This window comes from Bacillus sp. SRL543 (genome assembly GCF_984799205.1).
Map to the genome: position 1 here is coordinate 4,829,685 of NZ_OZ481794.1, position 22,788 is coordinate 4,852,472.

At 46.1% G+C, this 22,788-nt stretch carries 26 protein-coding genes; 3 read left to right on the plus strand and 23 right to left on the minus strand.

Annotation, left to right across the window (positions count from 1 at the left end; all coding sequences use genetic code 11):
• Nucleotides 1-64 precede the first annotated feature (64 nt).
• The 5 genes from AC4E8B_RS24575 to AC4E8B_RS24595 all read right to left on the minus strand — a co-directional run bounded on the left by AC4E8B_RS24575 (nucleotide 65) and on the right by AC4E8B_RS24595 (nucleotide 3,110).
• Entirely contained in the window at nucleotides 65-547 is a 483-nt protein-coding gene (locus tag AC4E8B_RS24575; RefSeq protein ID WP_490216167.1) for a GNAT family N-acetyltransferase, read from the minus strand.
• A 99-nt stretch (nucleotides 548-646) separates the two neighbouring features.
• Nucleotides 647-991 carry a cell division protein FtsK gene (locus AC4E8B_RS24580; protein ID WP_490216168.1) on the minus strand — a complete coding sequence of 115 codons (345 nt, stop codon included), beginning with the start codon at nucleotides 989-991 and terminating at the stop codon, nucleotides 647-649.
• 148 nt (nucleotides 992-1,139) lie between these two features.
• On the minus strand, nucleotides 1,140-1,391 hold the full coding sequence (locus AC4E8B_RS24585) for a hypothetical protein (protein ID WP_490216169.1): 252 nt from the start codon (nucleotides 1,389-1,391) through the stop codon (nucleotides 1,140-1,142).
• Between the two features lie 171 nt (nucleotides 1,392-1,562).
• Nucleotides 1,563-1,997 (minus strand): GNAT family N-acetyltransferase, encoded by a 435-nt coding sequence (locus AC4E8B_RS24590; RefSeq protein ID WP_490216170.1) that lies wholly within the window; start codon nucleotides 1,995-1,997, stop codon nucleotides 1,563-1,565.
• A gap of 159 nt (nucleotides 1,998-2,156) precedes the next feature.
• Nucleotides 2,157-3,110, minus strand: a complete 954-nt coding sequence (locus AC4E8B_RS24595; RefSeq protein WP_490216171.1) for an NAD(P)-dependent alcohol dehydrogenase — start codon at nucleotides 3,108-3,110, stop codon at nucleotides 2,157-2,159.
• Between the two features lie 223 nt (nucleotides 3,111-3,333).
• Here AC4E8B_RS24595 and AC4E8B_RS24600 point away from each other — a divergent pair, with 223 nt between their 5' ends.
• Nucleotides 3,334-4,746, plus strand: coding sequence for a VWA domain-containing protein (locus AC4E8B_RS24600; protein ID WP_490216172.1), 1,413 nt, complete (start codon nucleotides 3,334-3,336; stop codon nucleotides 4,744-4,746).
• A gap of 77 nt (nucleotides 4,747-4,823) precedes the next feature.
• On the opposite strand, the gene AC4E8B_RS24605 is transcribed toward AC4E8B_RS24600, so the two are convergent.
• The 13 genes from AC4E8B_RS24605 to yeiL all read right to left on the minus strand — a co-directional run bounded on the left by AC4E8B_RS24605 (nucleotide 4,824) and on the right by yeiL (nucleotide 14,463).
• The gene (locus tag AC4E8B_RS24605; protein WP_490216173.1) at nucleotides 4,824-5,507 is read right to left on the minus strand and encodes a hypothetical protein; all 684 of its coding nucleotides are present in this window, start codon (nucleotides 5,505-5,507) and stop codon (nucleotides 4,824-4,826) included.
• Between the two features lie 85 nt (nucleotides 5,508-5,592).
• Nucleotides 5,593-5,901, minus strand: a complete 309-nt coding sequence (locus tag AC4E8B_RS24610) for a TIGR04104 family putative zinc finger protein (protein ID WP_490216174.1) — start codon at nucleotides 5,899-5,901, stop codon at nucleotides 5,593-5,595.
• A 132-nt stretch (nucleotides 5,902-6,033) separates the two neighbouring features.
• Nucleotides 6,034-6,747 (minus strand): hypothetical protein, encoded by a 714-nt coding sequence (locus AC4E8B_RS24615; protein WP_490216175.1) that lies wholly within the window; start codon nucleotides 6,745-6,747, stop codon nucleotides 6,034-6,036.
• A 132-nt stretch (nucleotides 6,748-6,879) separates the two neighbouring features.
• Nucleotides 6,880-7,440 (minus strand): cysteine hydrolase family protein, encoded by a 561-nt coding sequence (locus AC4E8B_RS24620; RefSeq protein ID WP_490216176.1) that lies wholly within the window; start codon nucleotides 7,438-7,440, stop codon nucleotides 6,880-6,882.
• Between the two features lie 44 nt (nucleotides 7,441-7,484).
• Nucleotides 7,485-7,889, minus strand: a complete 405-nt coding sequence (locus AC4E8B_RS24625) for a hypothetical protein (protein WP_490216177.1) — start codon at nucleotides 7,887-7,889, stop codon at nucleotides 7,485-7,487.
• A 183-nt stretch (nucleotides 7,890-8,072) separates the two neighbouring features.
• Nucleotides 8,073-8,702: a type 1 glutamine amidotransferase family protein gene (locus tag AC4E8B_RS24630; RefSeq protein ID WP_490219884.1), complete on the minus strand. Its 630-nt coding sequence runs from the start codon at nucleotides 8,700-8,702 to the stop codon at nucleotides 8,073-8,075.
• Nucleotides 8,703-8,776: 74 nt separating this feature from the next.
• Complete coding sequence (locus AC4E8B_RS24635; RefSeq protein WP_490216178.1) at nucleotides 8,777-9,739, minus strand: helix-turn-helix transcriptional regulator; 963 nt, start codon at nucleotides 9,737-9,739, stop codon at nucleotides 8,777-8,779.
• Nucleotides 9,740-9,801: 62 nt separating this feature from the next.
• On the minus strand, nucleotides 9,802-10,827 hold the full coding sequence (locus AC4E8B_RS24640; protein WP_490219885.1) for a serine hydrolase domain-containing protein: 1,026 nt from the start codon (nucleotides 10,825-10,827) through the stop codon (nucleotides 9,802-9,804).
• 335 nt (nucleotides 10,828-11,162) lie between these two features.
• On the minus strand, nucleotides 11,163-12,008 hold the full coding sequence (locus tag AC4E8B_RS24645) for a TVP38/TMEM64 family protein (RefSeq protein WP_490216179.1): 846 nt from the start codon (nucleotides 12,006-12,008) through the stop codon (nucleotides 11,163-11,165).
• A 62-nt stretch (nucleotides 12,009-12,070) separates the two neighbouring features.
• Nucleotides 12,071-12,415 (minus strand): avidin-fold protein, encoded by a 345-nt coding sequence (locus AC4E8B_RS24650; RefSeq protein WP_490216180.1) that lies wholly within the window; start codon nucleotides 12,413-12,415, stop codon nucleotides 12,071-12,073.
• Between the two features lie 191 nt (nucleotides 12,416-12,606).
• The gene (locus AC4E8B_RS24655) at nucleotides 12,607-13,074 is read right to left on the minus strand and encodes a hypothetical protein (protein WP_490216181.1); all 468 of its coding nucleotides are present in this window, start codon (nucleotides 13,072-13,074) and stop codon (nucleotides 12,607-12,609) included.
• Nucleotides 13,075-13,382: 308 nt separating this feature from the next.
• Nucleotides 13,383-13,706: a nucleoside triphosphate pyrophosphohydrolase gene (locus tag AC4E8B_RS24660; protein ID WP_490216182.1), complete on the minus strand. Its 324-nt coding sequence runs from the start codon at nucleotides 13,704-13,706 to the stop codon at nucleotides 13,383-13,385.
• An 85-nt stretch (nucleotides 13,707-13,791) separates the two neighbouring features.
• Nucleotides 13,792-14,463 carry a transcriptional regulator YeiL gene (gene yeiL, locus AC4E8B_RS24665; RefSeq protein ID WP_490216183.1) on the minus strand — a complete coding sequence of 224 codons (672 nt, stop codon included), beginning with the start codon at nucleotides 14,461-14,463 and terminating at the stop codon, nucleotides 13,792-13,794.
• A 108-nt stretch (nucleotides 14,464-14,571) separates the two neighbouring features.
• Here yeiL and AC4E8B_RS24670 point away from each other — a divergent pair, with 108 nt between their 5' ends.
• Together AC4E8B_RS24670 and AC4E8B_RS24675 are read left to right on the plus strand one after the other, a co-directional pair.
• Nucleotides 14,572-15,753 carry an MFS transporter gene (locus AC4E8B_RS24670; RefSeq protein ID WP_490216184.1) on the plus strand — a complete coding sequence of 394 codons (1,182 nt, stop codon included), beginning with the start codon at nucleotides 14,572-14,574 and terminating at the stop codon, nucleotides 15,751-15,753.
• Nucleotides 15,754-15,933: 180 nt separating this feature from the next.
• On the plus strand, nucleotides 15,934-16,398 hold the full coding sequence (locus tag AC4E8B_RS24675) for a VanZ family protein (protein WP_490216185.1): 465 nt from the start codon (nucleotides 15,934-15,936) through the stop codon (nucleotides 16,396-16,398).
• A gap of 93 nt (nucleotides 16,399-16,491) precedes the next feature.
• Here the strand turns inward: AC4E8B_RS24675 and pdxA are convergent, their stop codons facing one another.
• From pdxA to AC4E8B_RS24700, 5 genes are all read right to left on the minus strand, one after another.
• The gene (pdxA, locus tag AC4E8B_RS24680; RefSeq protein ID WP_490219887.1) at nucleotides 16,492-17,460 is read right to left on the minus strand and encodes a 4-hydroxythreonine-4-phosphate dehydrogenase PdxA; all 969 of its coding nucleotides are present in this window, start codon (nucleotides 17,458-17,460) and stop codon (nucleotides 16,492-16,494) included.
• Nucleotides 17,461-17,479: 19 nt separating this feature from the next.
• Nucleotides 17,480-18,784, minus strand: coding sequence for a four-carbon acid sugar kinase family protein (locus tag AC4E8B_RS24685; RefSeq protein WP_490216186.1), 1,305 nt, complete (start codon nucleotides 18,782-18,784; stop codon nucleotides 17,480-17,482).
• Between the two features lie 51 nt (nucleotides 18,785-18,835).
• A complete protein-coding gene (locus AC4E8B_RS24690) occupies nucleotides 18,836-19,816 on the minus strand; it encodes a 2-keto-3-deoxygluconate permease (protein ID WP_009794638.1) in 981 nt (326 codons plus the stop codon).
• Nucleotides 19,817-19,995: 179 nt separating this feature from the next.
• Nucleotides 19,996-21,717: a PrpR N-terminal domain-containing protein gene (locus tag AC4E8B_RS24695; RefSeq protein WP_490216187.1), complete on the minus strand. Its 1,722-nt coding sequence runs from the start codon at nucleotides 21,715-21,717 to the stop codon at nucleotides 19,996-19,998.
• Nucleotides 21,718-21,807: 90 nt separating this feature from the next.
• Nucleotides 21,808-22,782 (minus strand): LCP family protein, encoded by a 975-nt coding sequence (locus AC4E8B_RS24700; protein ID WP_490216188.1) that lies wholly within the window; start codon nucleotides 22,780-22,782, stop codon nucleotides 21,808-21,810.
• Nucleotides 22,783-22,788: the final 6 nt, after the last annotated feature.

Here is a 22,788-nt window from a genome sequence, read left to right on the forward strand (position 1 = left end):
AGCCACAGGGACAGGTACCGTGGCTCACTCTCAAAACAAGAGCCATGGGACCTGTCCCCATGGTTCACAATATAATCTCCATTTTTCTGCTTTTCGTTGTCATTCCGATTGACCTATAAAACTCAATGGCAGATGCGTTTTCCTCTAATACTCCCAATTCAACGCTATCAACCTGGAGGCGCCTTCCTAAATCAAAAACGTATTTAGTCAGGTTTTTTCCTATGCCTTTCTTTCTATGTGTTTCAGCAACACATAAACTCTTTATATACAATACCTTCCTCGATTTAACGAAAGTATTTTCAGTTACTTCTTCTTCCTTTGCCACGATAACGCCGGTTATATCATCAGCTATAGCAGCCACAAAAATATAATGTTTGCCATCAATTAATTGGCTTTCAAAAAACTCTCGTTCGACCGGCGTGGCATTTTCTTTGTACAAGTCTGGTCTTACACAAACATGGAAATCATGAACCTGCCTAAATAAAGGCAGCATTTCGAATATGTATATCCATATCTTTTTACCTCTCCATAATTTTCTAAATGGCATTATGCCTTTTGTGGTATAAGAATAGCCAGCGGCCACAGGGACAGGTACCGTGGCTCTTTCTCAAAACGAGCCAAGGGACCTGTCCCCATGGTTTGTCTTTTAGAATATCAATTCATGGGTTTGCCCTGTAACAAACATATATAACCCAAATATAGATAGTATGATTCCCAGATAAAACGTCCAGCGGTTATCTTCTTTCGCTTTATCAAAAGTAAAAAAGGTTATGAGGCAAAAGATAATATTTATAACGGGGATTAACCCGTATTGAGGGCCAATAGCAAACGCGACGCCCCCTATAATCAGCCCGATAATCCCATACGGATTTTGCCCTTTAATTTGCCCAATATATTCTCTTTCCTGATCAGACAAATCTTCATCCCTGTCCCCGAAGATGTCCATGTGCTTCATCCTGTTAAGGAAGTGAATCAGTTTCCCAAATGTCAAATTCTCACCTGCTTTACATACATTCAATAGAAGTTAATGATTGTGGCCCTGGTCAATATCGCTCACCCATAACTAACATAACCTCTTCTGAAAAAGCCGGCTTTTGCCAGCTGCACCTATTCTGCGAATCCCCTCCGAGATAGACGCATTAAGGTCTATTCCAAAAGAAACTCGTTACAATAAAAGGAATAATAACAGCAATGACAATAATACTTGCGTTACCAGCTAAACCAATCTTCCTGTACCGCCCTTTATCGGCGAATAAACCAAAAATAAATCCTATTCCAGAAAATATCACTCCGACTAAGAGCAAGTTATCATAGCCAAACAGAACAGCAGTATATGATAAAAATCCGATTAAAAATAATATAGTTGAAAACAAACCTGATTTGTTTCTCAAAAAATCTCCTCCTGTTTCCTATACCAGCTTTAACAATAGTTAGAAGTCCCTGTTAAGAAACATTGTCCCTCTTATTCTCTGGCTGGATTTCCATCTTAGCCACAGGTAGCCACAGGGACAGGTCCCATGGCCCAAACTCAAAAAGAGCCAGGGTACCTGTCCCCTTGGTTCTTACCTATGCCCTTCTTTACGGGCCTGTATATACCCATAATAAGCACTGGTGCCATTCCGGGATAAGTCTTTCACTTCAAAACCGCAGGTCTCATAGAATTTAAAATTGTCTACTGAAGTATGAGCGAACCAATCACCATGGGGAAGTTTCTGTACACATAGTTCAACAAGTTTTTTTCCTATGCCCCTTCCTCGATATTCTGTTAAAACAGCCAAATCCATTATATTTGCAGCCATGATTTGGTCGGAAATCACACGTACCATAGCAATCATTCTGTTCTCATCCCAAACTGTAAATGCCCACGTTGAATTCTGGAAAATCAAAGTGAACTTTTCTTTCTGCCAGGATGGCGTATTCCTTGCCCATCCAGCATCTTCAAAAAGGGCTTCAACCTGATCAGCTGGAACACCCTCAGTGCCTTCTCTTATGACCACCCCATTGAAATATTAATACATATGTAATCCCCCTTTATAACGCTTAACCTGTTTTATTCTCGACACTGGGTTAAATTCCCTTTATTTTTTGAAGCCAGGGGGACAGGTCCCATGGCTCACTCTCAAAAAAAGAGCCAAGGGACCTGTCCCCTTGGCTCTTTATATGACTTTAATAATAATCTTTCCCTTTGTACGTCCGCTTTCGATGTGCCGGTGTGCTTCTGCAATCTGTTCCAAAGGGAAAGATTTCTCAATAATAGGCCTTATTTTTCCTTCCTCCGCAAGACCACTTAAGAAGCCCAAATCTCTATCGTTTGGTTTTGTAAAATGGATTTTTGCCTTTTTGCGTCCCATTAATGAACCTAGCATCAATTGAGCTGGGTGGTATTTAGGGTAAAATAAGTGTTCCGTAATATAAACACCTTTTTCTGTTAAAGAGCTTAAACAGCTGAAAAAGGTTCGCTTGCCAACTGCATCCAGAATAATATCGTACTTACTTTTATTATTTGTGAAATCTTCCCGGGTATAATCAATAACATGATGTGCCCCAAGTGCTTTAACCCACTCAAGATTCGATGTACTGCAAACAGCCGTTACCTCCGCCCCAAAGTAATTTGCAAGTTGAACAGCAAAATGCCCTACTCCGCCAGAAGCTCCATATATTAAGACTCTTTGGCCCTGCTTTACCTGTGCTACCTCCCGCAGCGCTTGTAATGCAGTTTGAGCAGCACACGGTATAGCAGCCGCTTCCTCAAAGGTTATGTTTCCCGGCTTATGACTTAGGAAAATCTCACGTGGAGCGACATATTCAGAATGAGATCCGAAGCAGCTCCCGAAAACGTGATCACCCACTTTAAATTTCTGAACATTTTCACCAACAGCCTCAATAGTCCCGGCAACATCTATGCCTAGTACAGGACTCTTGGGTTTTGTTAATCCATTATCCATCCTTGATGGTAAATAGCCCTTTCTGTACAAGTAGTCTAATGTATTGACCGATGCACTGTGTACACGAATCAACACTCTATCTTGTTCTAGAATGGAAGGCTGTTCGACATCGGTTATACGAATAACTTCCGGGGGACCATAAGTTCTATAAACCGCTGCTCTCACCCACATTACCTCCATAATATATTTTAAGACCTTATTTAATTGAAAGTTCCTTTTATTGTATGATTGCCCGCTAACTATTCAGACTTACTTTTCAAAGGGCCGCAGGGACAGGTCCCTTGGCCCGCTTCAAAAAGAGCCAAGGGACCTGTCCCCCTGGTTCACATTGGAAATGAACTGCCACAATGTGTAAAATACAGAAAAAGAGATTAAAAGGAGTATTTCTATGAGACTATTAGTGCGCGGTGAAAGAGCTAAGCTTAATGATTTTCATTCTTCCAGGCAGCTGGAGGTTGCGGTGGAGGTCCAGTCTGGGATGGAAGTTGATGTGACTTGCTTCGGTCTGGATGGAGATAAAAAGCTTTCAGATGACAGATATATGATTTTTTATAATCAGCTTCAGTCGCCGGCCGGGGAGATCAGCATGAAGGCCCATAGCAGCGGCGCGGGCACCTATCAAATCGATCTGGACAAGCTGCCTCCCTCTGTGAAAAACCTTGTATTTACGGCGGCAATTGACGGAGCGGGAAACATGTCGATGGTCTCATCCGGTACCCTCACTGTGAAAGCTGGCGGGCAGCCCATTTTGCAGTACAGCTTCACAGGCAGCGATTTTCAAAATGAAAAAGCGATTATCGTCAGTGAGGTCTACCTGAAGGATAGTTGGCGGATTTCTTCAGTGGGTAAAGGATTTGATGGAGGCCTTGCCGCCCTGCTTCAGCATTTTGGCGGAGAAGCGGCCGAAGATGAGAGCCATCCGGTGCAGCAGCCTGTTCCGGAAGCAATCACAACCCAGTCTCCCGTCGAACAAGCGGCGCCTTCCCAGTCAACTCCGGCACAGCAGCCTGCCAACAGCAAAAAAGTCATGCTGGAAAAGAAGATGGAACAGAAGGCGCCAAAAATTCTCGACCTTTCGAAAAAAGTGAAGGTGTCCCTCGAAAAGGCAGGCCTTCAGGACCATAGCGCCAAGGTGGCATTATGCCTCGATATTTCCGGTTCTATGTCAGGCCTGTACCGTTCCGGGAAGATACAGGAATTTGCCGAGCGGATCCTGGCACTGGGCACAAGATTCGATGACGATGGCTCAATTGATATCTTCTTGTTCGGGAAAAATGCCCATCATGCCGACGAATTGACCATCGATAATTTTGATGGCTTTGTCAACAGGCTGAACCAGGCTTATCCGCTCGAAGGCGGAACCTATTACGGCAAGGCAATGAAAAAACTTCGAAAGCATTATTTCGGATCTGCCGGGAAACGCACCAGTCCGGAAGCCGGTCATACGCCTGTATACGTCATGTTTGTAACAGACGGCGCCACCTTTGATGAAAGTGAAACGCGGGGCCACATCCGGAATTCTTCCTACGAGCCGATTTTCTGGCAATTCATGGCCATCGGCAAATCCAACCGGGACGCAAGCAAAAAGAAAGGCCGCCGCGGATTCTTCCAGGCCCTGTTTCAATCTGATTTCACCTTCCTCGAAGAACTGGACAACATGGACGGACGCTATCTCGACAACGCCGATTTCTTCAGCGTCGAAGACCCGAAGGCGATTGCGGATGAAGAGCTATACGATCTGCTGATGCAGGAGTATCCGGAGTGGGTGAAGCAGGCGGGGAGCCGGGGATTGATTCGGTGAGCCAGGGGGACAGACCCCATGGCCGAGTTTCAAAAAGAGCCAAGGGACCTGTCCCTATGGCTCTCCCCATGGCTCCATTACCTATCAAGCACAATTTCTTTCATTTCCTCTGTTCCAAAAGCACCCAAATTCAATACGTTTTCTTCCGGCCAATAAACGAAGCTAAAAGACGAACCATCCATAAGGTGGATCCTCAAAAACACTCTATTTTCACTGTTTATTTTCTTGTGAACTTTATCAAAACCCACATACTCCAGCTCCAGAAAGTCTTCCATAAAATCCGCTGTTTCCTTCTCTGTAAAATCGGAGATATGGCTGACATCATAGTCGCTTTCAAGGCTCATTTTCTCCACCTTGCCTTCTATATCTAATAGATCTGAGAGTGTCTTTGCTTTCTTGTTTTCACTTACTTGATAAACTTTATTACCGGCAAGAACTCTGAAATCGGATCTGTACCCGGCAATTTCATAGATCTCTGTTCCAACAGGCAGAAAGGCAGCATCCCCATTTTTCAATTTATGGCCTAAGCAGGCATTATCCGCTAATGTGTATGCAACCTCACCAATTTTTTTACCCTTTTCCTGCGCTTCTCCTTCCGATAAACCTTCGTCATCACCTTCATATTTAATACCATTTATCATCACTACATCTACCCAGGATATCTCTGCATCCGGACATCCGCCGACTGCATTTTTGAAGCTAGAACAACCAGACAATACGAAAACCACTAAAAATGACAAAAGGCTAAGCTTTTTGGCCAAACAACCACTCCTTTATCTAATCGTTGCCTTTATTTATTAAAGAAAAAGCTGCCGAAAAAACTCTTCATCACCTAACACATTTCCCTTAGTCTGAATACAAACCTTCCCCCTCAGCTTTTAACACCGTAAGATACGGAACCAGCAGAGAACCTAAAAAGGCAAGCAGGACTCCACGGCTAAGATCTAAATAAATGTTGTCAAAAGGAGCTATGATGCTAGCGAAAATAAACAAAGGCCCTATTACCAGAAAAGTATTTACCAGCCTTCCCCATAATGTTACATAGTGTTCGGAGCCACAATTATCACATAATACTGGTTCGTTTACTTCTTTCCATAAAATGCGATAAATCTTACGCCAGCCGAATGGAGCATGGCACTTCTTACATTTTTGCAAAGAGCTGACACCACCTGTCTTCTTTAACCTCCTCTATCCTTCTACAATTAGACGCCGAATTCCTTGTTTGGGCCAAGGGGTCAGGTCCCGCGGCCCCACCTCAAAAAGAGCCAAGGGACCTGTCCCCTTGGCTCACATCCCCTTGGCCTTATCTACCCTCGTATCCTTATCGACTTCTATGCATTCTAGTTCACCATTTGATTGGAATGCTTCCATCATCTTTTTAGATCCTCCGAATAAGGTGAAATTGAAGTCTATTCCGGTGAAAAGACACCAGCTCTTGTCCTCAGGCCACCAATAGGTTGGATAATCAATTAGTTCTCCTTTAGCAGCCAGCTCTTCAACTTTTGTTAAATCACCATGATACAAATAACCATAGCCGTGATTTTCCTTATATTTTTTCACCTTCATCAAATCATACTGAAAGAAACATGCTCTTCTTGTAAATGGCTTTAGTACTTTTATTACTTCCGGAACCATTTTTTCGTCTATACTATCTTCTACTGGTCCGATTAAATATCTGGGATAACCACCTAGGAAATTAGCAATTGCATCAAAACTAAACTCTTTTGTGTACTCTAACCCATAGTTTTCAGCCAGTTCTCCCAGCAAAATTCGCTTTCCATAATGAAAAGGTACATCTTCATCAGGGTCACAATCACTCCAAAACAACTGAGTATCCTTAATATTAATATCAGGATAAACAGGGTGCATCAGTTTAGCGAAATGAGTGAACCTTTTTGGGATAAAATTTTCTACCCTGCTTCCCTTCCAATGATCAAAATCAATTCGCTCTGTTTCATTGACAATCCATTGAAATGTTGAGAAATCATTTAATTTTTTCAACCAATCACCTCCTTCGTTCGTTACTACCGGGTACACTGCTGCAAGTAAGCCAATATTAAAAAATCCCAGGCCAACGATCAGCCTGAGACTTTTTGGTTCACACCTGCGCCGGGGAACCTGTCCCCTTGGCCCTTACCTATGCGAGTCATGAATAGGGCTAAATAAATCCTCCTCTGTATTCCTGACAACAGAGAAGTGCTCGACGTTATAATGGCCGTGCAGGGTCCTGTTATGATGCTTGATGATCTGTTCAGCCGGAAGCACATCACTGTCTGCTGTTGAGTGGCCATCTCCTACTAAAGTGACATTAAAGCCGCTGACGGTGGCTGTCCTGACGGCTGTGTCGATGCAGTACTGCGTAGCACAGCCCATGATCACAAGGTGTTCAATTTCTTGAGAACGCAGATGATCGAGCAGCCCTGTCCCATGAAAAGAATTTGTGGCCTTCTTATTGAAAAACACTGCATCCTCAGGGACATGAATCCCGTTATGGACCTGAAACCCTTCGCCTTCTCCTCCCGCAATATCAAGGTCCCTGACAAAAACAGCCGGAACATTCAGTTCTCTTGCTTTTTCAATCACCAGATTAATATTCTTGATCAGCTGCTCTTTATTAAAAACCGGACTGCTCTCGCCATGACTTCCATCAATCAATGCCTGCTGGGCATCGATCACCAATAATGTCTGCTTCAAAATGATTTCCCCTTTCAGGTTTAAAATGCTGTTGTCGCTGCCGGCTAATTAACTGCTTCTTCTATCTCCCTTATAACCATCCATCTCCCGTTAATCACTCCCCAATTTTCAATGGTAAACAATCTTGCCAGTACCTCCCCACCCTTCACAATCAACTGTTCATAAAACACGGCAGTATTTTCGTTATTTCTTAGTCTGATGACTCTGTTTTCAAACCTCTTCTCCGCACCCAGAAAATGCCTGACCAATTGTCCCATGCCATCTACAGCTTCTTGCTTCGTGAAAAGAACTGGTTTTTCATTTCCATCATTAAAAAAGGCCACATAATAATCTTCGGCCATCCTTTCTACCAGGGATGTATCTCCTGACTTCATGGCATGGCTCCAATCGCGAATGAATTCATCATGCATTTTGGTGAATTCGTCTAAGCGATTATGTTCTTCAAGCATTGTCAGATCCTCACTTTCATTTTCTGCTCTATGCTCTATGGTTCGGCAGGACAAAGGTGTTTTCCTTCCTGGAGCCACTGAATTAAAAGAACCCGTCCCTTGGCCCAAACTCAAAAAGAGCCGGGGGGTCTGTCCCCCCGGCCCATGGAAAGGGCCCAAATCAAGCCGGCCCGCCCCCTTTCTTCATTGTACAGTTTCCATGAGCTCATAGAAGTATCGCGGCTCGTGGGTCTTATTAAGCTTGAACCATGCCTGCAATGTTTCCGGCTTGCAAACGTCAAGCACCTTCAGGACCTCCAGCGCAAATTCCAAAGGAGCTATGCCTGAAGCGGTAATCAGGTTCCCCTCTGCTGCTGCGGGCTCTAATTGATACAGCTGTTCACCGGCATAAAGCGGGCAGACGGCTTTCAAATAGTCCCGATCATTGCTTGTGTGCCTTCTTGTGTCCAGCAGCCCCTTATTTGCCAGGCCCATGGTTGCACCGCAGATGGCGGCAACAAGGGTCCCCCTCTGCAGCCCGTTAGAGGCTTCTTCCAGCATGGGCTCGTGAATGGGTTCAAGCCAGGTATCCCCGCCCGGAAGAATCAGGAGATCATGGCTGCTCAAGCTGCACTCTTTCATAGATAAATCAGGCTGTATGGCCACCCCACCCATTGTTTTTACAGGGTTTCTGTCCGCACCTACGGTCATCACCTCTATAGGCGCCACCCCTTTCCTGAAATACCTGCCCGAATTCAGTTCGGCAATCAAATACCCCGCTTCCCAGTCTGACATCGTATCAAAAACATAAAGATAAGCTTTTCTTTTGTGCATCATCAGGTCTCCTCTTCCAGTCATTAGAGGCCCATTATAAAAAAACTTCACTGACAGCCAACGCCAGTAAAGTTTCATTTCTGATAGTGATCAGCCAATTCATACAGTACCTCCAGCATTTTCTTCTTCATGCTGGCCGGTTCCAGAATTTGAAGCGACTTGCCATAAGGCAGGAGCAGAGGCGCCACATAAGTATGCAAGGCTACTTTTTCCAAAAGGAACACCGCCCGTGCTGAAGTGCGCTCTGCCAGATGATGACCTAAAAACCAATGCCTGCATAAATCATCCAGTGCGCCAGTTCTGCCGCTGACAACAAAAGGCACGAATTCCTGCGTTTGTTCTTTCTCCGGAAGCAGGTTCTTCATAAAAAAACCGCTGGCTGAAAAACCTGCCGGACGGTTAAAGCTGGTTCCGGTTTCAGACATACCGGCAATCCTATCGACCCTGAAACTGCGGATTTCGTTCCTCAGATGGCAGTATGCCGCCACATACCAGCGGCCGTTCCAATAGATGATTCCATAAGGGTCAATCTGCCTCCGCTTAGGCTGATCTTCACGAACCGTATAATAGTCAATTTCCACAGAAACCTGGTTGATGACCCCCTGCTCGAGCTCCTTCAATATCGAATCCTCAGGCAGACCGGCAGCAGAACCGATCACATCAAGCCCCTCCACACGCCGCCTGACCATGCTTTCCTGCTCAGGCGTTGAGTACATGGACAGCTTTGATGCTGCGCTGTCCAGTAACTCCCCTGAAAAATACCCCGCCTCTTTCGCCAAAGCAGCTGCCTGAAGCAGGGCTGTCTGCTCCTCCTCACTAAACAAGAGAGGACTTTCAACGAATTGGTGTAAAAGCGTATATCCGCCATGATGGCCAGCCTCCGCGATAATCGGCACACCACTGGCACAAAGAGCATCAATATACCGGTAAACCGTTCTGATATTAACCTCCAGCTTTTCAGCCATCTGCTTGGCAGTAGCCTTCCTCCCTGAACTCAGCATCCAGAGAATCTGCATCATCTGATCCATTTTAGCCATCTAATTCCACCTATATCCTTTCGAGCCAAGGGGTCAGGTCCCTTGGCCCACATCTTACTGAACTAAAAACCCATAGACTGATAAATCTCCCCAATAACCCCTTTCAACTGATGAACCCCCAAGTCCGTATTCGTCATGATGACAAGGCCCGTGCCCTTATAAGGATGAGCGGCCATCATACATTGAAAGCCGGTTCCCCATCCAATAGAGGAGATTTCAAGCTCTTTTTCCGATCCGTCTAAAAACACACCCAGACCTGCCCAGTCTTTGCCTTGCTGCTGGATTATTTCCTTTGCTTTCTCTGCAGAGAGACCTATTTTACTGTCGCCATTTAAAGCTTTCATCAATTCAATAACCAGCCCCGCTAATTCATCAGGGGTTGTCCATAGCCCCGAAGCTGCTGGATATGGATAGACAGAGTACTTATCCTCAATCAACTGTCCATTTTTGTCATGTCCGCAAGCATGTTTCTTACCGGAAATCATTCTTGGAAAAGAGCTGTTCTCCATCTTTAAAGGCTTAAAGATCAACTCATATGCGAGTTCCTCAAAAGATCTTCCGGTCACATCTTCAATCAGCAGCTGCACGATGCAATAGCCGGCATCTGAATAATGAAATTCACTCCCTGGCTCATATGCAACCTCTATGGGGACACTGCAATATGCTGTTTTTCCTCCCAGCAGTTCAGCCATTGAGGGTGCTTCGTTTTTCGAATTCAGCTCCATAAAACTCCCCGCCGGATCCACCACCCCTGATTGATGGCTGAGCAGCTGCTGCAAGGTGACCTTTTTTTCCACGGTGAACCTATTATCAGGAATCTTCCAGCTTTGAAGCCTGTGATTGACGTCCTCATCTAAATCAATAACCCCATCCTCCGCTAATAACATTACAAGCAGCCCTGTCAGGAACTTGCTTATTGAGCAGGCATTAAAAACGGATTCTGCCTGCACAGAAATGTCGGTTCCCGCTTCCATCAGCCCATACTGCTCCAGCCTGGCAATCTGCCCATCTCCAATCAGCGCCAGGCTCAGCCCCTTCACCTGATAATGATCCATCCGTTCCTTAATACTAAAAGCACATAGCCCCATGCCGCACCCCTGGTTTTTACCATAATCATACCATTTCTGAGCCATGGGGACAGACCCCTTGGCCCAAAGGCTGCAAAGTACTTGGGTGAAACTCAGAATGGGTCCCAGTGCTCCAAGGAAGACAATAATAAAAATCCCAAGCTATTCACCAGCCTGAGATTTTTTGTTAACTATCATTTTAGTGAAAAAGAAAACTGCCAGCCCCATAACCAGGGTAATCCACGAACTTGAAATGAACTTTTTCATTAAATGTTTAACGTTACACCTGAGCCATGGGACCTGTCCCCTCGGCCCTCTTCCACGTCATACCTGAGCCACGGTACCTGTCCCCTTGGTCATCTATTCAAAAATCTCTTGACTATCAACCCTATCCCGAACAGTAGCAAAGCAGCGGCTGATACAAAGATCATCAGCTGGGAGGTTGTTAAGGAAAGAGCTGAAGCGAGTTCAACCGAATAGGCAAGTGAGAACGAGGTAATCAGCTTGGAAAAGATGGCGACGCTTAGAAACCTTTTCACCCTGACACCACTCACTCCGGCACCCACACAGATAATTTCATCGGGGAGAATGGGAATGATGAAAAGCAACGCAAGAATCAGCAGCTCATTTTTTTGTACATAGCGGTGATATTGCACCAGATGCTTCTCATTAACAAGTTTTTTCACCAGCTTCATGCCGCCAATCCGGGTACCAAAAAACATCGCAGCAATCCCCAGAATGGTTCCAAAGAAGCCTACCGTAAAAGCTGTAAAAGGGCCTAGTACCGAGCTGGCTGCAACCACTGTGACCATTTCCGGCAAAGGCAGAATGATCGGCTGTGCAATACAGATAGCAAAATAAATATAGATGGCCGTCGAGATATGCTGTTTCAGTAAATTTTCAAAGCCAATGGCATCAGTCAGCACAAGAAAACTGCTGATATAAAAAGTGAGGAACATCACGAAAACAACCAAAAAGCTTAATAGTGCGATTACCTTCATTACATTGATAAAGCGCCTTTTTCCGGTAGCGAAAGCCAATATTGACACTATCAAGATAAACAGGAATACAGAGGAACCTGCCACCCTTAAAACCGGCAGGAGATTTGGCAATCCTTTGCTGAAAATTAAAACAGGCAGCAGCGTTAAAAAAAGCTGGCTGATCATTTCTGTATAAATGCTTAAATCATTTCTGAATTTCATTTCTTTCTCCATGAAAATTAATTTTTCAACCAAGGATTTTGCGTATTGCAATCATCTCCCTGTCACACAACAACTTCTTCAATAATGGAACTTCCCACAGTGCTTTCATCGTCAAGCCATTGCCATTTTTCATGCAATCTAATTCTGCCATCCGGCAGGAGTTCAGGAGCAGAAACACATTTTCCGCCTCTGATTTCATTCCTGGTATTTACGTGATTGTAGCGAAACTCCAGGGAACTGTCTTCCTTCACAAGTCCAATTAAAGTTCCCTGCACGATTTCACCTCCGCCGTATGCTGCCGAGATGATGTGCCCCTCCTGCCTATAGACAAAGAAAGTTTTTGCGGATACCTCTCCATTCTCAGTATTCTCAACCGAAACAAAAGAACGCCCATCATAATTGATCATTGCTTCTTCCCCCCTTGAATGCTGTTGTTTAGGTGAATTATAACACTTACCCTTTTCTTGAGAGTAAGAAAGCCTTCTAAAAACAGCAGAAGCTGGCTATTGCCACAGCCTGTTTTCAATCATGCTTCCAAGCCAGCATGATTCCCTTCCAATCAGAAATGCCTGCCCCCACGCGGACAGGCATTTCTGATTTATCGGCTGTACCGCACCTTTTCCACTGCACTCTGAGCAGCATACAATAAGTAGGCTTTATAGTGGATATAGAGAAAAAACTGAAAATAGTTTATGCGGGTTAAACGAACAATTTTCAGTTTCTTGAGAAAGGGCAGAAACAGCCCGGCGAAAATCGCATGAAAAATAGCATTAAGCAAAATGAATTTTTTGAAGTTCCCATATGAAGCTTTAAGAATCCATAGAGAAACGGGCATGTATGGACCTATATCAAAAGGCAGTTCATCCCTTATAAAAGATTTCGGCTGGTCATAAAACCTCCACCACTTTTTGTGGCGGCCATAAAGATGATTCAGGATCTCAAACCCGCTGATGATGGCACCCGCAATCCCATACCGCTTGAAGCTCCGCTTACCGATAAAAAGCAGCGAAAACCAAGGGACGATGATCATTGTAAGATTAAATATGACATGTCTCTTTGTTAGCATATATGAACTTCACCTCATCCTGGGCAATTCTTTCCTTTTAAGATATCCAGATGAGAAGAAAAAATCCATTCAGAAAGAGACTAGTGAACATATTCCTTGTCCGGAGAGACAGGGACGCTTTTCCTTAGCAGGTTTTCACGCCCTGAGTACTATGCCAGAAGGATTGTTTCACATGAAACAAATCTTAAATCTATCTAAACAAGAAAACCTATTAGAATGCTGCACTTCTCTAACAAAGGTCATTAAATATTTCTGACTTTTAATACATTTTTATCCTTAACTAAAAACTGAAAAAGCCAGTTTCCCCATCAATCTTCAACCTCAATCAGGAAAGTTTTCTCTTCAAACCCTCCGCGCTTTTCTGCTTTCTTCTCCCGTACCCTCTCTACCCCTTCAATGAAAGAACCGTGATGATGAGCTAATGAGTGAATAATCTCTAAAAAGTCTGCGAGCTCTTCGATTGCTTCTTCGCTGGTTTCTGCCGCACAGTACTCATCCAACTCTTCATAGCTTTTCTGCTGCAGATACTCAATATAATCCTGATCATTTAGTATCTTTGCCGAAAACCTCTTTCCGCTTTGCTCGAAAATTTGCGGAATCTTATCTCGGACTAATTTATTGTAGGTTGGCATATATATGTCCTCCAGATAAAGCCGCAGGGACAGGTCCCATGGCCCATTTCTTAAAAAGAGCCAAGGGACCTGTCCCCTTGGCTCCCTACCCATTCCTCAAAACTCCCGCCAACTCCTCCAGCCGCCCCCGCTCCTCCACCAAATACCTCACCCCTTCCTTCCGCAAGTACCCCTCTTTACAAAACTGAGATAGTACATGAAGCAAGTGCCTATAAGAAACCCCAAGGAAGTCACAGACGGTGACATGTTTCTCTTTATATACATCGCCATCAGCGGTCTGCAGGATGAAGTCTGCGAGCCGGTTTTCGAGCGGGAAGGCGAGGCTTTGGGAGTATTTGGATGCCATGTTGGTGGCTTTGAGACTGAGAAATTTGGTGAGTTCGCGCAGGAACAGGGTGTCCTCGAGCAATTGGTTCCGGTATTGGCTCAGAGGAATGGCGAAGCAGATGGTGCGGGTGGAGGCCTGGATGCCTTTGGTGTAGTAGACCTCATGCAAGAGCTCCATTTCGCCTATATAGTCATGTTTGTTGATGAAGTTGATGAGGGAGACCTTCCCGTTTTGGTAGGTGATGTAAATTTTGGCTTTCCCTTCGATGACATAGAAAAGATAGTCGGGGCGCATGCCTTCGCGGATGATCCACTCGTCGCGCTGGTATTCGTGGATTTCGATGCCTTCTTCGATCGGGAAGGAGAAGAGCTGGGCGATGCTGTGCTCTTCGAGATATTGTAGCCTTTCTCTCTGCTGCAGCTTTTTCATATGATTCACGCTTCTTTCCTTTTTCTTCAAAACAGGTTCAAAATGTGAGATATCTCATATTATTTTACTTTTCCTCTTGGTATGATGCAATCATTGGAGGAATGAACGATGAATTCACAACGCTGGATGAGTAGACAATTTTTTAGTTTCTTTTTCACTTGGGGGGTTTTCCTGCCGTATTGGACCGGGTGGATGATTCATACAAAGGGGATGACGGTCGGGCAGGCGAGCCTGATCATGAGCCTTGGGCTTGTGGTGCGCGGCTTGTCGACATTGTTCGCCTTCCCTTATCTGTCAGGGAAATTCAGCAGCAAGGTACTGATTAATGGGATGGGCATCGGGACGTTCGTCATTCTGCTGCTTTGCATCCCGGCTGATTCATATACGACCTTGCTGGCTGCGGTCCTGTTCCTGCACTTCTTTTATCCGACTTTGATGCCTGCAATGGACACGGCTGCCGGTGTCCTTGTGCAGCATAAGCAGCTGAAGAATTATGGAAAAGACCGCTCATGGGGATCTTTAGGATTCATTATCAGCGGGCTGATCCTGACAATGTTCACGAGCCGGTTTGGGGACGGCTTCATTCTTTGGGGATTGCTGTTCGGCGTCTTTATGCTGATCTGCCTGGGGATGATGCAGGCACCTGATGTGCTGTCACAGAAGCCAAAGGCAGACTCCCAGAGCAGAGGCTCTCTGCTGAGGCCATTTAAAGCCCAGCATTTTGGGGTTGTGCTCGTGATCGTCATCCTGCTGCAGGCCGCACATGCTTCTTATTACAACTACGGCTATATCTTTCTGCAGGAAATCGACGCGCCGAAATACCTGATCGGGGCAATCCTGAACATCGGCGTCATTGCCGAAATCCTGTTCTTCCTGATTGCCGACCGTGTCTTCCGCAATGTATCGCCAGGCTCCCTGCTGGCGCTGGCGGCGCTCGGCAGCACGGTGCGCTGGATCCTTGTATTCGCCTTCCCGAATGTGGCAATGTTCTCAGTGTCGCAGGTCCTGCACGCCCTCTCGTTCGCCATGGGGCATTATGCGTTCATGAAATACATGATCCAGTACATCCCGCCGAAGGATGTCCCGATCGCCCAGGGCATTTACTCCGCCCTCGCCCTCAGCTGGAGCACGGCGGTGTTCACCATCTTTGGCGGATACTTGTATGAGATCGAGCCGAGATATGCATTCCTCGGGATGCTGGTGTGTACGGTGCCTTCGCTGATTGTGGCGCTGGTTTACCGGAGGATGGCGAACCGGAAAAATACGGCTCCCGGACAATTAGCTGGCTAATCCTGCTTTTACCATTATCAAAAACTTTGAATGTGCCCGACAACAAAAGCCCTAGGAGACCTCAAGCCTCCTAAGGCTTTTTCATTTCAATTTAGTCATCTCAGAAGAAGCTGAAAACCTGCCAGCACTTTCTTTCGTCTAATAGTGTGAGAATGTAATAAGGTATCATCGGAGGAAAAAATGAAAAAAGCAATCAAGATTGTTTTTGGCCTAAGCTTCATAGTTTACTTATTTGTATTAGCATCCATCTTATTCTTAGGCTCAAGGGGAATTGCCTGGGATGGCATGTCATTAACAGACTATATAAGGCAGTCTTCAAATTTCATTCCCTTAAAAACAATCAGTATGTATCTTCAAGCCTTAGCGGATGGAAGAATGAACATGGTTATACCTATTAAAAATCTCCTTGGCAATTTTGTTTTATTTATGCCAATGGGTGTTTATCTCCCTTTTTTTACAAGGAAAATGATTAGCACAATCCTCTTTATAGCCTCCATGACGGCCATGCTAATAACAATTGAAATCATACAAGTTATTACAAGAAGAGGAAGCTTTGATATTGATGATTATATTCTTAATATACTTGGGGCTTTGATAGGGTTTGGGATTTGGAGATGGGGGTTTGCTGGGAGGATATTAAAATAAAATGGCCTGTCTGCACTATTGCTGGTGCCCCTTCTGCTAAAAAGCACGTGATATGAAAAAAGGCTGGATGCCATCGCATCCAGCTTTTTTCTATTATTTCGGCGCCAATTCCACTGCCTGTCTCATAGCTTCCACCAGGCTCTTCTCGTCAGCAATCCCTTTGCCGGCGATGTCGAAGGCTGTGCCATGGTCGACGCTTGTCCGGATGATCGGCAGTCCGACTGTGATGTTCACTCCTGCATCCAGGCCAAGCACCTTCACTGGACCGTGTCCCTGGTCGTGGTACATGGCAACGACAATGTCAAAGTCACCGCGGACGGCACGGAAGAACAGGGTATCGGCAGGAAGCGGGCCAATGGCGTTAATTCCTTCTGCCTGTGCTTTTTCAACACCAGGAATGACCTTTTCTTCTTCTTCCCCATAGCCGAACAGTCCATTTTCACCAGCATGCGGGTTGATTCCGCAAACGGCGATCTTTGGTGACTCGATGCCCGCCTTTGTCAGCGTCTCATGTGCAAGCTTGATGACGTGGTACACACGCTCAGGATTAATCATTTTCACCGCATCCAGTATGCCGACATGCGTTGTGACATGGATGACCTTCAGGTTCGGTGCGGAAAGCATCATAGAGTAATCCTGAGTGTTCGTAAGGTCTGCCAGGATTTCAGTGTGGCCAGGGTATTTATGGCCGCCTTTTTGCATTGCTTCCTTGTTCAAAGGAGCCGTACAGATGGCAGCAATTTTCTTCTGCTCGGCCAGCTCGATCGCCGTGCGGACGAATTCAAACGCTGCATGTCCCGCTTCCGGAGATACCTGCCCGACAGGAAGGTCTGCCGGCAATAAATCCAGATCCAGGCAATAGACAGTGCCCAGCTGGTATTCAAGTTGATCCAGGCCCTGTTCATTCACTGTTTCGATCGTCAACTTGCTGTCCACGAAGCCTTTCGCGCGTTCAAGGATTTTGCGGTCCCCGATGACAAGCGGGTTGCAGATCTGATAGATTTCTTGATCCGCAAGCGTTTTTAAAATAATTTCCGGTCCGACTCCCGCTGCGTCTCCCATTGTGATCCCTACTGTTGGTTTATTTTGATTCACATTTCTCAACCCTTTCAATCATATAGTTTACCGCATTCGTCAGCGAATCTTCCTTGCCGAATCCGCCGGCCTTCGTTACAGCCCAGTAATTACGGGCACCGCTCTTGATCCTGCCAAACGGCAGTCCCGGCTCCACTTCGGAAAGAAGCTCCATTTCACTCACACCCAGCTCCTGGCATACGGCTTTCGCTGTATCCCCGCCGGTTAAAATAAGACCGTCAACTTTGTCTGTTTTTTCCAAAAAGATGCGAGCTGCCTTGCCTAGCCCTGTGGCAATCCTCTCACTGACCTGGTTAGGGGTAAGATTCTTCGCAGCTCCCGCATCCTTCGCCAGTATCCGATTTTCTTCCGATGAATCGACGTACAGGATAAACTGGCTGTCTTCTTCCGCACTCCCAGCCTCTTTCAGCAGGCTGTCTACATCAAGACTATCATTCACCAAATCAACGGGATTTACTTCGATAAAATAGCTCTGCTCTGCCCGCTGGAGATTCTCAAGCTGGCTTTTCGTCACTTTGGAAAGGCTTCCTGAGACAATCAATGTCTGCCGGACGGAAATCTCTTCCCTTTGCTGCCCAGCTGCTGGATCAAGCTTCAATGCTTCCGGAAGATAGTCAATCAGCCCGCCTGAGCCTGCCCAGACAGTTTTCTTCTCTAAGCCGGCAAAGATTCCGGCGATTTGCTTTAGGTCTGCCTCTGTCTCTGCATCGCAGACAAACCAGGCATTTCCTGAGCTGAGTTCTTTTTTAACAAAAGAAACGATATCTTCCTTAGGCCCTCTCAAAAGGGAAGCATCCAGCAGGGCGATCTTTTCCTTGACGGTTCCCTTTAGAAGGTCCGGTATATAGCTTTCTGTTACAGGCGTCTTCGGATCGCGCCCGAACTCCGTTTCTGTGATCAGCTCTCCGTTTACATAATGTTTCCCATTAAGCGTCGTACGGTTCAGCTTCGGGAAAGCCGGGGCAACCACTACGGCTTCCGGCTGGTACACATCGACCAACGACGCCAGCTCAGCCGCAATATTTCCCCTTAGCGTAGAGTCGACCTTTTTATAGACATGATCATACCCTTGCTGAAAAAGAAGAGAAGCAGCTTTTGACACTGCTTCGTATGCGGCTGCTTCCGTCTTCCCGCGGCTGTCGGTATCGACAATCAGCACATCTGTATGAGAGTGGACATTGGTGTCGATATCCATGACTACGGTGGAGTTGAACCCTTTTTTCGCCAATTGGACGCCTGAATCGTTTGAGCCGGTCAGATCATCAGCGATAATTCCCATTTTTGTTTGCATTGCAGTCACACCCTTAGTTGCTGGAATTTCTTCTATATAGAATCGAAAATTTTATCGGTTAACTTCTTTGCTGAAATCGTACCCTTTTTTCTCCATTCGCTTCACGAGGAAGGCGATATATAATGGCAGAAGGATCGCGGTTGTTACTGTAGAAGCTGCAACCTGGACAGTCGCCAGATCAGCATATTGGGAAAAGCTTGCGCTTGCCGCGGCAATCGCTGCCGGTGTTGCCACCGCATTCCCTGCTGTTGAGCCTTCTGCTGCCCCAACGATTGGGTTCCATTTCAATGCTTTAAATACGAAATAGCCGGCAGTACCTGTTACAAACACAGTCAGGAAGCCAAGCACAACACCTGTCAGACCGCCATTGACGATAGCGCCGAAGTCGATTCCCATACCAAGCGCAAAGGCGAAGAAAGGGATCAGCATAGAACTGCCTTTATCAAGGAAGGTGCGCATTTCATCATCCAGATTTCCAAGCACCATTCCGACCACGATCGGAAGAAGAACGGCGATGAAAGATTGGAAAGAGAACATTCCGTTTACAAAGCCCATAGCGCCGAAAATCGATAGTGCAACCATTGTCAGGAAAGGACCATCATTTAAAGCCAAAAGTGAGTATGCCGCACGGTCTTCTTTGCTGCCGTACTGTCCTACAAGAGCAACGAATAATCCGCCGTTGCTGTTTGTCATCGCGGCGATGACAGCAATTGGAGCAAGACCAAGGAACAATCCGTTATCACCGGCAAACATATAAGCAATTAAACCTGCGACCGCACCGACTGCCCATTTGGTTGCAAGCAGTGTGGCACCTTTTCCGACGGAAACCCCGAAGGACTTTACATTGATCTGGGCTCCTGTACATAAAAGGAACAAAGCGATCAGTGTGCTGGCACCGTTTACAAATAATGCTTCAGTAAAGTTGCCGATTCTTAGTAAATTTGGAGCAAATGTATTTATAGTGGCAGCAAGCAACAGTGGAACAACCATCATGCCGCCGGGAATTCTTTCTAAACCTGCCTTTATTCTCATAGTATAACATCCCCTTTGCCGTTGTTGAAATTTAAAACAACCTGTAATCGGTTACAAACTTATAGTAATCGTTTTCATTGTATTTTGCAATGGTTTTCATGTAAAAATTGTTGCTTTTTTCGTATCTGGTTAAATATCGTTGTATTTTTAAACATTAATATATAAAAAAACAGGCTTAATTAATCCTTAAGCCTGCGCCATAAGGTGGAACGGTTGATTCCGAGCCGTTTTGCCACCTTAGTCTGGTTAAAATTTTCCTGAACCATGCACTCCTGGATGATTCTTTTTTCGATTTGTACTAATGTGCCTTCGAGGAAATCCTCCGGAAGGATGGTACCTTCCTGCTGTTTCTTTTCCAATAGGCCACTAATTGTTTCTTTTTGCAGCACATAGCCGCTTTCGTTCCCCGCTGCATCGAAAACCACACTTTTCAGCTCAGAAATATTGCCTGGCCAGCTGTAGGTTTCGAGCAGCTGGAAGGCGTCTTCCTTTATCTTAATCGGAGATGTGCCACGCTCCTGGTGTGACTCTGCAATGAAATAAGCCGTAATCGCCCTGATATCCTCCTTGCGGTTCCTGAGTGCCGGCAGATGGATCCGGGCACTTTTTTCATCAAATAACCAGCTATGAAAAAGAGGATCCTCGCCTTCATGGGCAACAATGACGCTCTTCCCGCTCTCGCTCCAGACCTCAGCCTGTTCAATAAGGTTCTTCACCTGGGAAGGATCTGCATCCTTGGTGTCTGTCATATAGATGGTAGTAATATCCTCATCAAGCTGGACATTCCCGAGGGCCGCTTCTGCCGCATCAACCATCAGCAGCAGGCCTTGCCCCTGCTGTTTCTGATGATGGATATAGCGGGCCATATCCCGTTTGCCTGTCCCTCTTTCGCCGATCAGATTCCATTTATTCTTCTTGATATGATTCGCCACATCCTGCAGACAAGTCCCCATAGGCTTGCTTTCATGGATGATCAAAGGGGGCTGGGAGACAGATTCCAGCCAGCCGGAGCTATCCGGCCGTTCGCTTTGGAGCTTGCTGAATAAGAGGAGCTCATACCGTGCCCCTTGTATCTGCAATGGCGCAGACTGCATCTTTATTTTTCCCCCGTCTTCATCTTCCATGATCGTGGAGCTGACTTCTCCATCACGCTGCTGGGATGAGATGGACTGGGGATCGAACCGGAAGGACGAACTATCAATTGTTTCCCATTGTTCAAACACAATCTTCTTATCCTCATCCACGATAAGGAGGTCGGTGCCCATTTTTCCAAGTGCTGCTTTGAGCATTTCTATTTCCGCCTGCTTCTTTTGGAATAGCGCCGTGACACTGCCTGCCCTTTGGAAAGCATCAAAGATGGCCTCCCTCCCGGACTGGATAAGGATTCCTTCCAGGCCATGCTGATCGGCCACATTGACGGTGACCACATCCCCCATGATCACCCTGAAGCCCTGATCCTTTAATTGAGGGACGAGCAGGTCGACTTCCTCTGCCTGCTCAACTGTATACACCTCTGTCGGAATCTCCAGGATATCCGTAATCGTCTTCGCCCCGAGGGTGATATTTGAAAAGCCCACAATCGCTTTCTTCCCTGGAAAATCATTGGCGAGCGTCAGCACCCTGAGCATATCGTAGCCGGAAATATGTACATCAATGACCGGGAGATTTGTGTATCTCTCGATCTTCTTGGCTGTCCCTCCGCGGCTGATGATGACATGATATCCATCCCGCTCTGCCTTCGCAGCGATCGGGACCGCCTCCTCAAGGTTCGCCACCTTTACATCCACATCTACCCCCGCTTCCACCCTGCACTGCTCAATCAAATACGACATGGCCTGATAGGGGGCAATAAATAATATCCTCATACTCATTTCCATCACCCGTTCTTTTATATCCTTCATACATAGCATATCATGCTGGAAATCGCAATGATTAGCCGTAATGGCAAAAAAAGCTGCAGCACTTCCCCCAGGAAGCCTGCAGCTCTTTCTTCATTCGCTATCGGCTGTTACGCCGGTTTCAACACTGGCTGGTTCTCCATCCAGGAACGCCTGGATGGCTTCTGTGTTTTGTTCAAAGTCGATATCGAGCGCCAGTCCGATTTCGTCATATCTTTGGTCTGTATAAGAATTCTCGACTGGAATAGTCAAAGTTTCCACCGTTTCCGGCTGTTTCAGGGCAAGGCTCTTCATCAGGCCGAGGAGGTCTGTTCCCTGGAGATTGGTCTGGATATACGGCTGCACGGTGCCGAGCATCTTCGGCAGCTTGAGGACACCGTTTGCGCTCAAGAGCTGGTCCTTCATCGCATTGAGGACCTGCTGCTGGCGGCGCACCCGTCCGAAATCAGCTTCTGCATCTTTGCGGAAGCGGGCATACCCAAGTAGTTCCTGCCCATTCAACCGCTGGAGCCCAGGCTCGAGTGAGACACCGATATTAGCGGACATCTGTTTCTCTACATCGATTTCAATGCCTTCAGGAGCAAGGGCGTCGACCACTTTTTCAAATCCTTTAAAGTCAATTAGGGCATAATATTCAATATCCAGATCAAAATCATTTTTCAGCGTTTCGCGGAGCAGGTCAGGCCCGCCCAGGTAGAACGCGGTATTGAGTTTGTAATTTTTATAGCCCGGGATTTCTGTGTAGATATCCCTCATCATCGAAATGACCTTTGCCGTTCCTTCCTTTGGGTCATATTGAGCGACCATGATGGAATCTGTGCGGGACTTTTCTTCATCCGGACGTGCATCGACTCCCAGCAGGAGGACATTGATCTTGTCATCGAGGCTTTTTACTCCGTTGAACTCAATTTCCTCTTCTTTTTGCTTCGCCTTCACCGGATCGGCCATGTTGATACCAGCCTGGTATTGATAGACGAAGTAGCCGCCGGCTGCCACAACCAGCAGCAGCAGGACTGTAACAAACTTCCACCCGCGTTTTTTCTTTTTATTGCGTACTAATCTGCTCATGATATC

Excerpts from the sequence above, each read along its gene's own strand:
- AC4E8B_RS24635 (WP_490216178.1), bottom strand. The coding sequence starts at position 9,739 with ATGGCTAAAATGGATCAGATGATGCAGATTCTCTGGATGCTGAGTTCA.
- AC4E8B_RS24660 (WP_490216182.1), bottom strand. The coding sequence starts at position 13,706 with ATGCCAACCTACAATAAATTAGTCCGAGATAAGATTCCGCAAATTTTC.
- AC4E8B_RS24640 (WP_490219885.1), bottom strand. The coding sequence starts at position 10,827 with ATGGGGCTATGTGCTTTTAGTATTAAGGAACGGATGGATCATTATCAG.
- AC4E8B_RS24600 (WP_490216172.1), top strand. The coding sequence starts at position 3,334 with ATGAGACTATTAGTGCGCGGTGAAAGAGCTAAGCTTAATGATTTTCAT.
- AC4E8B_RS24575 (WP_490216167.1), bottom strand. The coding sequence starts at position 547 with ATGCCATTTAGAAAATTATGGAGAGGTAAAAAGATATGGATATACATA.
- yeiL (WP_490216183.1), bottom strand. The coding sequence starts at position 14,463 with ATGAAAAAGCTGCAGCAGAGAGAAAGGCTACAATATCTCGAAGAGCAC.
- AC4E8B_RS24690 (WP_009794638.1), bottom strand. The coding sequence starts at position 19,816 with ATGAGAATAAAGGCAGGTTTAGAAAGAATTCCCGGCGGCATGATGGTT.
- AC4E8B_RS24645 (WP_490216179.1), bottom strand. The coding sequence starts at position 12,008 with ATGAAATTCAGAAATGATTTAAGCATTTATACAGAAATGATCAGCCAG.
- AC4E8B_RS24700 (WP_490216188.1), bottom strand. The coding sequence starts at position 22,782 with ATGAGCAGATTAGTACGCAATAAAAAGAAAAAACGCGGGTGGAAGTTT.
- AC4E8B_RS24655 (WP_490216181.1), bottom strand. The coding sequence starts at position 13,074 with ATGCTAACAAAGAGACATGTCATATTTAATCTTACAATGATCATCGTC.
- AC4E8B_RS24670 (WP_490216184.1), top strand. The coding sequence starts at position 14,572 with ATGAATTCACAACGCTGGATGAGTAGACAATTTTTTAGTTTCTTTTTC.
- AC4E8B_RS24685 (WP_490216186.1), bottom strand. The coding sequence starts at position 18,784 with ATGCAAACAAAAATGGGAATTATCGCTGATGATCTGACCGGCTCAAAC.
- pdxA (WP_490219887.1), bottom strand. The coding sequence starts at position 17,460 with ATGGGAGACGCAGCGGGAGTCGGACCGGAAATTATTTTAAAAACGCTT.
- AC4E8B_RS24650 (WP_490216180.1), bottom strand. The coding sequence starts at position 12,415 with ATGATCAATTATGATGGGCGTTCTTTTGTTTCGGTTGAGAATACTGAG.
- AC4E8B_RS24625 (WP_490216177.1), bottom strand. The coding sequence starts at position 7,889 with ATGCTTGAAGAACATAATCGCTTAGACGAATTCACCAAAATGCATGAT.
- AC4E8B_RS24630 (WP_490219884.1), bottom strand. The coding sequence starts at position 8,702 with ATGCACAAAAGAAAAGCTTATCTTTATGTTTTTGATACGATGTCAGAC.
- AC4E8B_RS24675 (WP_490216185.1), top strand. The coding sequence starts at position 15,934 with ATGAAAAAAGCAATCAAGATTGTTTTTGGCCTAAGCTTCATAGTTTAC.
- AC4E8B_RS24695 (WP_490216187.1), bottom strand. The coding sequence starts at position 21,717 with ATGAAGGATATAAAAGAACGGGTGATGGAAATGAGTATGAGGATATTA.